Genomic DNA, 11,557 nt, shown 5'->3' with positions numbered 1-11,557 from the left:
CATGCGATTGCGAAAAAGACCTATATCTAACGAACAGACGTAGTACATAGTACACAGGGTGTGTTCAGTTGACAAAGTAAGTGAACTTTTTCTGGATTTTAAACAGTTTCCTACGTTACGGTAATTTTATGATCGTCATGTAACGGTATAACTTTTCCAATGTTCCATCTAAGTAGTTACATTCGGTTACTGCTTATACTAAAAATTTAGTTAATCAATTTCTATGGTAGAATTGCTGAATCAGTCGGTTCAATATAATGAAGATAGTATCCGCTCGCTGGATTGGCGTGAGCACATTCGCCTGAGACCAGGCATGTATATCGGTAAACTGGGCGACGGATCGGCTGCGGATGATGGTATATACGTCCTTATCAAAGAAACAATTGATAATTGCATCGATGAACACGTCATGGGCTTCGGTAAAACGATTGAGGTTCGGGTAACGGACCACCGGGTTGAGGTGCGCGACTATGGGCGGGGTATTCCATTGGGTAAGGTGGTTGAAGTCGTTTCTAAAATCAATACGGGCGGTAAATACGATTCGGGTGCGTTCCAGAAATCGGTTGGGCTGAATGGTGTTGGTACAAAAGCCGTCAATGCGCTGGCTACCTATTTCCGGGTTCAGTCCTTCCGCGATGGCCGCTCGGTATGGGCCGAATTTGAGCGGGGAATTCTTGCCCACAAAGGCGAAGAGGTTACGGCCGAACGAAATGGAACGCTGATCTGCTTTGAGCCGGACGATACGGTATTCAAGAACTTTCATTTCATTCCGCAGTTTCTGGAGAATATGATCTGGAATTACTGCTACCTGAACGCCGGACTTACCCTCTCTTTCAACAAACAGAAATACATTTCGCAGAATGGACTGCTCGACCTGCTGCGCGACAAAACCAAAAAAGACGAAGATTCGCTCCGGTATCCCATCATCCATTTGAAGGGAAACGACCTGGAAATTGCCCTGACGCACGGTAACCAATATGGCGAAGAATACTATTCGTTCGTAAACGGGCAATATACCACGCAGGGCGGTACCCACCTGGCGTCCCTCCGTGAAGCCATCGTTAAAACCGTGCGCGAACACTTCGGTAAGGATTATGACCCGTCCGATATTCGGGGCTCAATCATCGCAGCCATCAGTATTCGGGTACAGGAGCCGGTTTTTGAATCGCAGACCAAAACAAAGCTGGGTTCTATCAACATGGCACCCGACTCCGACAGCCAATCCGTCCGGTCGTTTGTGCTCGATTTTGTGAAAGCGCAGTTAGACGATTTCCTCCACATCAACCCCGCCATACGGGATGCCCTCAAAAAACGAATCGAACAGTCGGAGCGGGAGCGCAAAGAACTCGCCGGTATCAAAAAACTGGCCAATGACCGGGCTAAAAAGGCAAGCCTGCACAACAAAAAACTGCGGGACTGCCGCAACCACCTGCCTGACCTGAAAGCCGATGACCGACTCGAAACGACCCTGTTCATCACCGAGGGCGATTCGGCCAGTGGTTCCATTACCAAATCGCGCAATGTGCAGTTACAGGCCGTGTTCAGTTTGCGGGGTAAACCGCTCAACTGCTTTGGCCTGACCAAGAAAGTAGTGTACGAAAACGAAGAGTTCAACCTGCTCCAGCACGCGCTCGATATTGAGGACGGTCTGGAAGGGCTTCGCTACAACCGCATCGTGATTGCGACCGATGCCGATGTGGACGGTATGCACATCCGGCTCCTGATGCTGACCTTCTTTCTCCAGTTTTTTCCTGACCTGGTCCGTAACGGGCACCTCTACATTCTGGAAACGCCCCTGTTCCGGGTTCGCAATCCCAAAAACCACAAGGAAACGACCTACTGTTACTCGGAGGATGAAAAACAGGCCGCTATGAATAAACTGACCAAAGGAGGGAAGAAGGTAGAGATTACCCGGTTTAAAGGGCTGGGTGAGATTTCGCCGGACGAGTTTGGCCTGTTCATCGGCGAAAACATGCGGCTGGAACCCGTCATCATGCAGAAGGAAACATCGGTTTTTAAGTTGCTGAGCTACTACATGGGCAAGAACACGCCCGATCGGCAGCGGTTCATCATTGATAACCTGCGCGTGGAGAAAGATATGGATGAGGTAGAGTTGGTGTCATAAAATAAGTCCTGAGTCATAGAATTTGTAACGAGGCCCCCCGTGCGGTCGTAAAAGTTGTAAGTTTGCCGATTGGAAGGGGTAAGTAGTTACTCATCACGGTTGTGGCCGCACGGGCGGCCCCGTTACGACTTCCACGACTTACGACTCACTTATTCTATGACCCTCGAATCACTCCGTAACGACATTGATGCCCTGGATAATCAACTCCTCACGCTGCTCAATCAGCGGATGGAACTGGTTAAGAAAGTGGGGGAGTTCAAACGTACCACCAACACCGTTATTTACCGGCCCGAACGCGAAAAGCAAATTCTGGACCGGCTCAACAGTCAAAATGTCGGCTTGCTGAACCGGTCGGCTATTGAGGCTATTTTTCTGGAAATCTTTGCCGTATCACGCAACCTGGAACTACCGGAGCGGGTCGCTTTTCTGGGGCCGGAAGGCAGCTTCACCCATCAGGCTGCCGAAAGTCGGTTTGGTGCTATGAGTGCCTACGTGGCGTTGCCTACTATCCGTTCGGTGTTTGAAAGTGTGGAAACGGGGCGGGTACGATTCGGGGTGATTCCCATTGAAAACAACCAGGAGGGTGTCGTTAGTGAAGCCATCGACCTACTGCTTGAGAAAGACCTGCGGATTGCCGCCGAAGCCCAGCTTTCCGTCCATTTTACCTTTGCTACAAAAGCCGAGAATCTGGCTGATATCACCCATATCTATTCCAAGGATATTGCTTTCCGGCAGTGCAGCCGTTTTCTGAACGACTCGTTCGATGGGTTACAGGCGGAGATGGTGCCGGTCGAATCGACCTCCAAAGCAGCTAAGCTAGCCGCTCAGGACCCAAACGCTGCGGCCCTCTGTTCGCATATTGCCGCAAAACTGTTCGACGTGCCTGTATATTTCGATAATGTCGAAAACACCAACCTGAACCGAACCCGTTTTCTTATTCTGGCCAAAGACTTTGAAAATCAACCCAGCGGCCATGACAAAACCACGCTCATTGCCCGGTTGCCCAATACCGACTCGCCGGGGGTACTGGCCGAGTTCCTGCAGGAGTTCAATGCGCGTGGAATAAACCTGACTAAAATCGAAAGTCGTCCGTTGCGCGATGGGGCCACGTTCCGGTACTGGTTTCTGCTCGAATGCGAAGGGCACGCCAGCGACCCCGAACTACAGGATATATTAAACCATCACTCGGCAGAAGTGAAATTGCTGGGGAGTTATGTACGGGTTTCCTGAGCGGGCAGAATACCCTCGGTTTGGGCGTATATGTCGCCTATAGAAACTGTCAGACCAATACTGGCTAACGCTATAGTTTCGTTGGATTTATCCGCTTCGGACGCTATAAACCAGTACCCTTCGGCGTGTTTGCGAAAGACCTCGGCCCGGATTTTTTCGGAATCAATCAGCACATATTCCTGAAGCGAGGTAGATTGGCGATACAAGGCAAACTTATCGCCCCGGTCAAAGGCCGCTGTGCCGGGTGAGAGGATTTCCACGATGAGCATCGGATTAGTCAGCGTATCGTGTACTTCGCTATGGTATTGGCTCGGTCCGCAAACAACCACAATGTCAGGATAAGCGTACATTGAGTCCGTTGGTACGTGGACGCGCTGATCGCTGGACATACTGCGGCAACCTTTGCCATTGTTTCGAATACAAAAACTGATATGAAAACCTGCGTTCTCTTTGATCAGATTCTGATTTGTAGATGCTCCAGCCATAGGAATAATTTCTCCGTTTACGTATTCGCTTTTAAACTCAGCGGCCCGCTCTAACCGGAGGTATTCGTCGGGGGAGACATACACTTTTTCGGCTACCATAATGCACGTTTTTCGTTTTGGTAAAACTACAAAATATAATCCACGGTTAACAGGTTGACAACAAGCGAATCAGTGTGATGGAAGCCAACGAAAAACAGGATAAAATCATTGAAGCCCGGATGAAACTCAAACGCCGATTTGAGGAGAAAATGGGGAATACCCCCTCCATGGCCGACCATAGCGACGGGCCGTTCAAACCACGGGGCTCTGGTCCGATTAACCGTCATGGCATGCCAACGGTGCCGGTTGGGCAAACCGTAACCACCAAGTGGCCCGTACTGGACCTGGGCTACAAACCAACTATTCCGCTCGACAAGTGGCAGCTGAACATTGACGGGGAGGTGAATAACCCTGTCCGGTTGAAATGGGAAGACCTGATGGCACTGCCTCAGGTGGAAGATACCAGCGATTTTCACTGCGTTACTACCTGGTCGCGGCTGAACGTTCCCTGGGTAGGCGTTCAGTTTATGGAATTAGCGGCTTTGGTTGACCCCAAAGGATCGGCTACGCATATCATGTGCTACGGCTACGATGGGTACTCGACCAATGTTTCGCTGGAAGAAGCGTTGAAGCCGGATGTGCTGCTGGTTCACACCGCCGACGGGCAACCGTTGCCGCTCGAACACGGTGGGCCTTTGCGGATGATAACCCCGCAGCTTTACGCCTGGAAGGGGGCTAAATGGATAAAACGAATTGAATTTCTCGCCAAAAATCAACTCGGTTTCTGGGAGGAACGTGGTTATTCCGACACGGCGTATCCCTGGCGGAATGACCGGTATTCGTAACAGTATTAGGAGTGAGGAGCGGGAAGTGAGAAGTTGCTGACGCAAACAATAACTCTGCGCTGGTAAATTCTCACTTCCCGCTCCTCACTCCTAATACTAACCGTATACTAACTGTCTATAAACCCATAACAAAGCATGTGGCAGATGGTCATCTGGGCATCTTCGACCCGGCCGTAGTGCGTATCCTGAATCAGGATGGATTCGTGGGCTAATTCGGCTAACCGTCCCCCCTTACCGCCCACGAGGGCAATGGTTGTCAAGCCATGCTGGTTGGCCCATTCCACGGCTTTCACCACATTGGGCGAGTTACCGCTCACGCTCAGCGTCAGAACCAAATCACCAGGGCGGGCGTAGTTCTGCAATTGGCGTATATACACATCCTCATAAGCGAAATCGTTGCCCAGGGCGGTAATCCAGGAAACACTTTCATTCAGGGACATACACCGAAACCGTCGGCCAGAGCCCTCCGTTTCCATCCGGTCCGAGGCACTTTTGCCCAGGTCTGTGATAAAATGGGACACATTGGACGCACTGCCGCCGTTGCCGAAGGCAAACAGTTGCCGGTCCTCATCCCGGCATTTTTTAATCAGCTTAATGAACTGTTCTACCCGATCAATGGGGATGGCATCGTAAGTCGCCTTTTGACGGTCGAGGTAATTTTTGAAGTAAGCCTGGTTCATAGCAGAATGATTGACTGATAGAGGGATAGAATGAACGAATGGAACAAGTAAACTTTGTATTCACTCATTCTATCACTCTATCATTCAAAAGTAGTTCCAACGCGCCTACCGGAACCGCATCTTCTCTAAGTTTAGACAGCAGAATGACGGGCGGGTTGCCAAACGACGGCATGACATACCGGAGAAGTGCCTGCCGGACGGCTACCCGCAACGGTTCGCCGATGAGGGAAAGCCCCCCACCAAGCACAACGACATCGGGATGGAAAAGATGAACTACGTGCGACAGACCCAGGGCTATCACGGAACCAATCTGTTCAATCAGCATCCGGGCTACCGGATCACTGGCTTCATAGGCCGGATGTAAAAACCGGGCTTCGCCACCCGTTAACCCCTGCCCATGCGCCTGTTGAACCGCTATCCGTAATGCTGAATCATGGGGGAGCTGCGGGATCAGATCCCGAATTTGCCGATCAACAGCCCATCCCGATACCGTTTGCTCAAGGGTTTGTCCCGAAGAGTCATCGCTGGGCGGTACCAGCCACAAATGCCCGATTTCGGATTCGCCGGGAATAGCTCCGTGGTAAATATGCTGGTTGAGTATCAGGCCACCGCCCACGCCACTGCCAAGCGTCATGTAAAATACCGTCCCGAATCCTTTGGCAACACCCTGTCTTGACTCCCCCAGGGCGGCAACGTTCGCGTCGTTCTCTACCCGAATGAGTGCACCCGGAGCCAGTTCCCGGAGCCAGCCCATCAGGTCGAAACCAGACCAGCCACCAACCTGATGGGAAGCGGCAATGCGGCCCGATTGCCAGTCAACCGGCCCCCCGAATCCAACGCCAATGGCTTGTGGTTGCTCGGGAAGCTGCCGGACAGTAGCGTCAATTTGTGCTAAAATTCCTGCGGCTCCTTGTGCAGGATCAATGGTATACCGGAACCGCTGTGTTAGCTGCCCGGTCATATTGTCCGTTACCAATTGCAGTTTTGTGCCGCCAATTTCAATGCCGAGGTTCATAGGGTTGATTATTGCCGGGGCATGGTAGCCCGGCCTAAATAAATTTCGTCGCCACGCAGGCTCAGGGTGGTGTAGAAATTGTAACCATTCTGTACGTAACGCACCATGACCTGGTTCGTCTGGTTCGACCGTCCGTAGGGTTTAGTGGCGGCTATCAGAATCTGATCACCATTTACGATAGCCCGTACGAAGGGGACATTGTGCGTTTTTAGCTGATTGGCATTGTAGGTGTACCAGGTTTTGCCGCCATCGTACGAACAGTCCGTGGCTTCGTTGAGGTACGTTTCCCGACCGTTGAACAGATCGCCGTGGTGTTTGAACAGCCGCCAGAGGCCATGCACATAATGTTCGTAGCAGGCGTAGTTGCGGTCATTGCCAAGTCCTTTCTGACCGGGGTCGGCAGGGGAGGGCTGATCGGGCGTCAGGGCGTTATGGTCATCCCAGAATAATACGCCATAAGCCCCCGTAAACCAGTAAAAAATGCCCATTCCTTCGGCTATGGCGGGTGGGGCGGGGTGTTCGGCTTTGCCGCTGTTGGGTAGTTCGCTCTGCGTGTTGAACAGCCACTGCCAGGCAATCCGCTTTTTGGGCGATAATTTCATGTTCACTTCCTGTTCCCCCAGCAGTGCGGCCAGCCAGTGCCGGTCATTATCACCATTGTGGGGCGTGTTTCCATAATCGAAATCAGGGTAGACATAGTACGTGCCGGGCATCTGAAAATCAGCGTAATCGCCGAACGATTTACCCACAATGTCGTCGGGCATACCCCGCTGCCGACTGGTGGCTGTTTGGCGGGCGGGCATCGTCCAGAGCCACTCGGGGGCAGCCGCGTAGTCGGAGGCCCGGGAGTAGCCAACGCTGTTGTGCAGTACCGGCGCAATGGAGCCAACCATCGTTTGCGGACTAACGTTCTCTTTGATCGTTTTGATCATGAAAGTGTACAAATTGGTCTGTTCCTGCCGGTTGTTGACGCTGGTGAAGTCGTTTTCAATGTCCAGAAAGATGTAACCAAAGGTGTTTTTCCATTCCTGTGGGCAATCGCCAAAGCTCATACAGCCTCCCCTTAATTCAGATGAAGCCTGAAACAGTGTCTGCCGATTCACCCGCGCCGACGCATCTCTGGGGTTGGGTACCGAACGGTACAGGGTTTCGGATGCTTTTTCGCTGTTTTGCGCCCAAGCCAGGCCAAAGGCATCCCGGAAGTGATTCTGGTACACGATCCACGACCGCTGACTTTGTTTCAGTACGCTTTGCCAGCCCCTCGGCGGAGCCCCATCCTGCCATATTTCCACGTTTGGCACCATCCGGCTTTGATCGACGGCCGAGAAGCCCCGCCGGAAAATCTTGTCCCGGTCCTGTTGTACGTGCAGGTTTCGACCGGCTCCGCAAAACGTGATCGTTTTGGTAGCTGGCAGCGTGAAATCGCTGACAATATCGAGGCTATAGTACCCTTTGCGGGTTGTGGGGGTGAACTGGGAACGGGGCGTGGGGTTGAGTGTTGTTAGCGGAGGCACTGGTTTTTCCAGTGTTACCGAAACAGGTTCGGATACGGCTGTGTATCCGGGCACTGACGGGTATACGAACCAGTAACCAGCACCGGCAATACCCAGCGCTAATGTTAATGCAAGTAGCTTCATAACCAGTGAGCGGGTCAAGGTAGTGGGTGTATGGTTTACGGTCTGAGGTTTATGGTATTCGGTTTATGGTGGCGCCACCGTAAACCGAATACCATAAACCAACATCATTCCTGATCGATATACCGTTTGGTGATGGGTTGGTAGGAGTCGATGCGCCGGTCGCGGAAGTAGGGCCAGGTGGTGCGGTACTTCTCGGACAGGGCCAGATCGACCGTTTGCACGTGAACTAGTTCTTCGTCGTGCGGAGCCACATACAACAGCGACCCGAATGGATTAGAAACGAACGAGCCGCCCCAGAATTGCTGATCGGCCTCGCGGCCTACGCGGTTCACCGCCACCACGTGAACACCGTTGGCAATGGCGTGGCTCCGCTGCATGGTTTGCCAAGCGTTGTACTGCTCCGTATTCTGGGTGGGATCGGGTTCTTTGGTATCCCAGCCAATAGCCGTCGGGTAAACCAGGATTTCGGCCCCCATCAGCGCTGTAATCCGGGCTGCTTCGGGATACCACTGGTCCCAGCAAATGAGTACCCCAATCCGGGCAAACTTCGTATCGAATACCTTATAGCCCAGATCGCCGGGGGTAAAGTAAAATTTCTCGTAATAGCCCGGATCGTCGGGTATATGCATCTTCCGGTACTTACCCAGGTACGTACCGTCGGCATCCAGTACCGCCGTTGTGTTGTGGTAAAGTCCCTGCGCCCGCTTCTCAAACAGGGAGGCCACAATAACAATGCCCAACTCCCCCGCCAGTTCGCCCAGGCGATTGGTGGTAGGGCCGGGAATAGCCTCGGCCAGACTGAAATTGTGGTGATCCTCTACGTCGCAGAAATAGAGCGAGGTGAATAGTTCCTGCAAACAAACAATCTGAGCACCTTTCTGCGCGGCTTCGCGAATACCGTCGATGGCTTTCTGGATATTGGCTTCCACATCCGCCTGGCAACTCATCTGTACTAAACCGATATTGACTTTTTTAGACATAGGGCAAAAATAGATGGTTCTGCGTGAACAGACCGTATCATCAACAAAAAGGGTAGCGAGCGGGTTCGGCAGCGGTTTTTGATTTTATCCGTATAAGTCCGTAGTTTGAGGTCGATAGTGCGAAGTTTGGCCGTTAACAGATGCCAAACCGCCAACTGTTAACGCTCAAACAGAACTCAATGACTTCCCGTAGAACATTTCTGCAAACAACAGCCCTCACCGGTATAGCGTCAACCCTGTCATCCAGTGTGCTCTGGTCAGCTACTCGCCCGGCCGACCGCGGCCCGGCCAAAGATAAACTGGGGGTGGCCCTCGTTGGCCTAGGCTATTACAGCACCGACCTGCTGGCTCCGGCCCTGCAAAAAACAACGAACTGCTACCTCGCCGGTATCGTGACGGGCACGCCCGAAAAGGCTTCGACATGGAAGAAGCAGTACAACATTCCCGATAAGAATATTTACAATTACCAGACGTTCGACCAGATTGCCAATAATCCGGATATCGACGTCGTGTATGTGGTGCTGCCCCCATCCATGCATGAGGAGTACGTGGTGCGGGCAGCCAAAGCGGGTAAGCACGTCTGGTGCGAAAAGCCGATGGCCGTAACGGCCAAGGAATGCCAGAACATGATTGATACCTGCGCCAAAAATAAGGTGTCGCTGGCCATTGGCTACCGGCTTCACCATGAACCCAACACGCAGGAGTATGTGAAGGGGCTACGCGACGGAAAAATCGGTAAGGTGCTGATGGTCAATTGCGCAGCCGCTTACTACGACGCCCGTACTGACCACTGGAAACAGAAGAAAGAGATGGGCGGGGGCGTCATGTACGACATGGGCGTGTACGCCATACAGGGTGCACGGCTGGCTACGGGCGAGGAACCCATTGCCGTAACCGCCCAGCAGTATACCACCCGACCCGACGTGTATAAAAACGGGCTGGACGAAACCTCCATGGCTCAGTTCATTTTCCCGAGCGGAGCGCGGGCCTCCATCCAGAGCAGCTATGGTATGAACATGAACTACCTGCACGTAACCGGCAGTAAGGGCACCCTTTTTATGGAGCCTTATTCGGCCTACAACGGGGTAAAAGGGGTGTGGAGCAACGGTGGCATCATCAATCACCCGTACGAAGTGCCCATGGAGCAGGTTATGCAGATGGACGATGACGCTTTAGCCATCATGAACAAAAAGCCGATGCTGGTACCCGGTGAAGAGGGACTGCGCGACATCAAAATTGTGGAAGCCATCTATGCGGCCGCTAAATCGGGCCGGGAAGTGAAGATTGGCTGACCTCCTTTTCTTACTAGAAGGTGTATTTTTCCGGTCGTATTTACCTATCGCTAAAAATAGGGTTGGTTAGGTGACCGTTGGTAATGAAATAAACATCACTGGCAAAAAAAAAGCTTATATTCACATACCGTCTGAGAAAACGATATCCAAACGTTGTTCTCTTTTCCGTGTCACCACCATACCCTCTTGTAAGCCCATGAACGCAACCAATTTCCGTTCTGAGTCCGATGTTACGGATTACGGCTGGAGTACTGAAGATCCTGGCTCCAGTAGTTATTTGAATCCCAGAGTGCTTTCCATGATAGCGCCATTTAAGCCCAAACGAATTCTTGATATAGGCTGTGGCAACGGAATCTTGTGTGAACAGCTCAGGCAAGTCGGTTATTCTGTAGTTGGTATGGACTTTGACCAGGGTGGAGTTGCGATCGCCCGGCAAAATTTTCCTGGCATCAACTTTTACCCGTACGGTGTTCAACATGACCCCGCTACCCTCACAAAAGAAGAATGGCTCTTTGACATGGTTATTTCGACCGAAGTGATTGAACACCTCTTCGCCCCCCACCTGCTGATGGAATATGCAGCCGCTGTACTTGATAAAAAAGGGCTTCTATTGGTTTCCACGCCCTACCATGGCTACGGGAAAAACCTGTTGCTGGCTATTTTGGGTAAATGGGACGGTCACCATATGCCCCTTTGGCACGGCGGTCACATCAAGTTCTGGTGCCGGGCCTCACTTGGTCAGCTTTTTGTTAATACCAATTATGAAATTATTGATTTTAAGGGCGTTGGTCGAATAAAGTACCTCTGGAAAAGCATGATTATCATAGGGCAGAAATAGGATATTTTCCGTAAGGCGCACTGGACTGTTTTACCTATACGATAGGGCTGTTTTTGGTATAGTATATAGAGCGGGGCGGTTCATTTGGTGAACTGCTTCGCTTTTGCTTATTTCGCCTGTCAACCCCCGCTGCCCATGCAACCCGCTGATTTTTCCAAACTCCCCGCCAACCAACAACTCGACACTCTGTACTTTACGGGTGACATTCTCGCCAATCGGTACGAAGAGGAAAATATCTTCCTGCTCTACAACCTCCGCGATTTCTACGTCGAACTGCGCTACGATGCCTACAACAGCAAGCTGCATCAGGTGACTGCCTTCCGGGACACGGCGAAATTAGAGCCCTACCTGCCTTATCTGGCGGTTTAAACTCCGTATATAAAGCCCCAAA

At 51.8% G+C, this 11,557-nt stretch carries 11 protein-coding genes; 6 read left to right on the top strand and 5 right to left on the bottom strand.

The genetic code is table 11. The annotated features are described in order from the left end of the window. The first annotated feature begins 223 nt into the window (after positions 1–223). Both B157_RS0108820 and pheA read left to right on the top strand, forming a co-directional pair. Positions 224–2,125: a DNA topoisomerase IV subunit B gene (locus B157_RS0108820; protein WP_020602985.1), complete on the top strand. Its 1,902-nt coding sequence runs from the start codon at positions 224–226 to the stop codon at positions 2,123–2,125. Between the two features lie 156 nt (positions 2,126–2,281). Beyond that, positions 2,282–3,355, top strand: coding sequence for a prephenate dehydratase (gene pheA / locus B157_RS0108815; protein ID WP_020602984.1), 1,074 nt, complete (start codon positions 2,282–2,284; stop codon positions 3,353–3,355). Here the strand turns inward: pheA and B157_RS0108810 are convergent. Continuing rightward, positions 3,337–3,939: a Uma2 family endonuclease gene (locus B157_RS0108810; protein WP_020602983.1), complete on the bottom strand. Its 603-nt coding sequence runs from the start codon at positions 3,937–3,939 to the stop codon at positions 3,337–3,339. The genes pheA and B157_RS0108810 overlap by 19 nt on opposite strands. 77 nt (positions 3,940–4,016) lie before the next feature. Here B157_RS0108810 and B157_RS0108805 point away from each other — a divergent pair, with 77 nt between their 5' ends. Continuing rightward, on the top strand, positions 4,017–4,724 hold the full coding sequence (locus tag B157_RS0108805; RefSeq protein ID WP_020602982.1) for a sulfite oxidase-like oxidoreductase: 708 nt from the start codon (positions 4,017–4,019) through the stop codon (positions 4,722–4,724). A gap of 107 nt (positions 4,725–4,831) precedes the next feature. Here the strand turns inward: B157_RS0108805 and B157_RS0108800 are convergent, their stop codons facing one another. The 4 genes from B157_RS0108800 to B157_RS0108785 form a co-directional block, all read right to left on the bottom strand. Further along, positions 4,832–5,404 carry a D-sedoheptulose-7-phosphate isomerase gene (locus tag B157_RS0108800; RefSeq protein WP_020602981.1) on the bottom strand — a complete coding sequence of 191 codons (573 nt, stop codon included), beginning with the start codon at positions 5,402–5,404 and terminating at the stop codon, positions 4,832–4,834. 64 nt (positions 5,405–5,468) lie between these two features. Further along, complete coding sequence (locus B157_RS0108795; protein WP_020602980.1) at positions 5,469–6,419, bottom strand: ROK family protein; 951 nt, start codon at positions 6,417–6,419, stop codon at positions 5,469–5,471. An 8-nt stretch (positions 6,420–6,427) separates the two neighbouring features. Further along, entirely contained in the window at positions 6,428–8,056 is a 1,629-nt protein-coding gene (locus B157_RS0108790; RefSeq protein WP_020602979.1) for a hypothetical protein, read from the bottom strand. A gap of 104 nt (positions 8,057–8,160) precedes the next feature. Next, complete coding sequence (locus tag B157_RS0108785; RefSeq protein WP_020602978.1) at positions 8,161–9,036, bottom strand: carbon-nitrogen hydrolase; 876 nt, start codon at positions 9,034–9,036, stop codon at positions 8,161–8,163. Between the two features lie 179 nt (positions 9,037–9,215). Between B157_RS0108785 and B157_RS0108780 the strand changes: the two genes are divergently transcribed. From B157_RS0108780 to B157_RS0108770, 3 genes are all read left to right on the top strand, one after another. Then, positions 9,216–10,328, top strand: coding sequence for a Gfo/Idh/MocA family protein (locus tag B157_RS0108780; protein ID WP_026308591.1), 1,113 nt, complete (start codon positions 9,216–9,218; stop codon positions 10,326–10,328). A 196-nt stretch (positions 10,329–10,524) separates the two neighbouring features. Then, positions 10,525–11,166: a class I SAM-dependent methyltransferase gene (locus B157_RS0108775; RefSeq protein WP_026308590.1), complete on the top strand. Its 642-nt coding sequence runs from the start codon at positions 10,525–10,527 to the stop codon at positions 11,164–11,166. A gap of 135 nt (positions 11,167–11,301) precedes the next feature. After that, positions 11,302–11,535 carry a hypothetical protein gene (locus tag B157_RS0108770; RefSeq protein ID WP_020602975.1) on the top strand — a complete coding sequence of 78 codons (234 nt, stop codon included), beginning with the start codon at positions 11,302–11,304 and terminating at the stop codon, positions 11,533–11,535. Positions 11,536–11,557: the final 22 nt, after the last annotated feature.

This window comes from Spirosoma spitsbergense DSM 19989 (assembly GCF_000374085.1).
GTDB lineage: Bacteria > Bacteroidota > Bacteroidia > Cytophagales > Spirosomataceae > Spirosoma > Spirosoma spitsbergense.
This window is presented reverse-complemented; position numbering and strand designations above follow the sequence as displayed.

Coding starts and splice junctions, on each gene's coding strand:
- B157_RS0108785 (WP_020602978.1), bottom strand. CDS start 9,036: ATGTCTAAAAAAGTCAATATCGGTTTAGTACAGATGAGTTGCCAGGCG.
- B157_RS0108775 (WP_026308590.1), top strand. CDS start 10,525: ATGAACGCAACCAATTTCCGTTCTGAGTCCGATGTTACGGATTACGGC.
- B157_RS0108800 (WP_020602981.1), bottom strand. CDS start 5,404: ATGAACCAGGCTTACTTCAAAAATTACCTCGACCGTCAAAAGGCGACT.
- B157_RS0108805 (WP_020602982.1), top strand. CDS start 4,017: ATGGAAGCCAACGAAAAACAGGATAAAATCATTGAAGCCCGGATGAAA.
- B157_RS0108820 (WP_020602985.1), top strand. CDS start 224: ATGGTAGAATTGCTGAATCAGTCGGTTCAATATAATGAAGATAGTATC.
- B157_RS0108770 (WP_020602975.1), top strand. CDS start 11,302: ATGCAACCCGCTGATTTTTCCAAACTCCCCGCCAACCAACAACTCGAC.
- B157_RS0108795 (WP_020602980.1), bottom strand. CDS start 6,419: ATGAACCTCGGCATTGAAATTGGCGGCACAAAACTGCAATTGGTAACG.
- B157_RS0108780 (WP_026308591.1), top strand. CDS start 9,216: ATGACTTCCCGTAGAACATTTCTGCAAACAACAGCCCTCACCGGTATA.
- B157_RS0108810 (WP_020602983.1), bottom strand. CDS start 3,939: ATGGTAGCCGAAAAAGTGTATGTCTCCCCCGACGAATACCTCCGGTTA.
- B157_RS0108790 (WP_020602979.1), bottom strand. CDS start 8,056: ATGAAGCTACTTGCATTAACATTAGCGCTGGGTATTGCCGGTGCTGGT.
- pheA (WP_020602984.1), top strand. CDS start 2,282: ATGACCCTCGAATCACTCCGTAACGACATTGATGCCCTGGATAATCAA.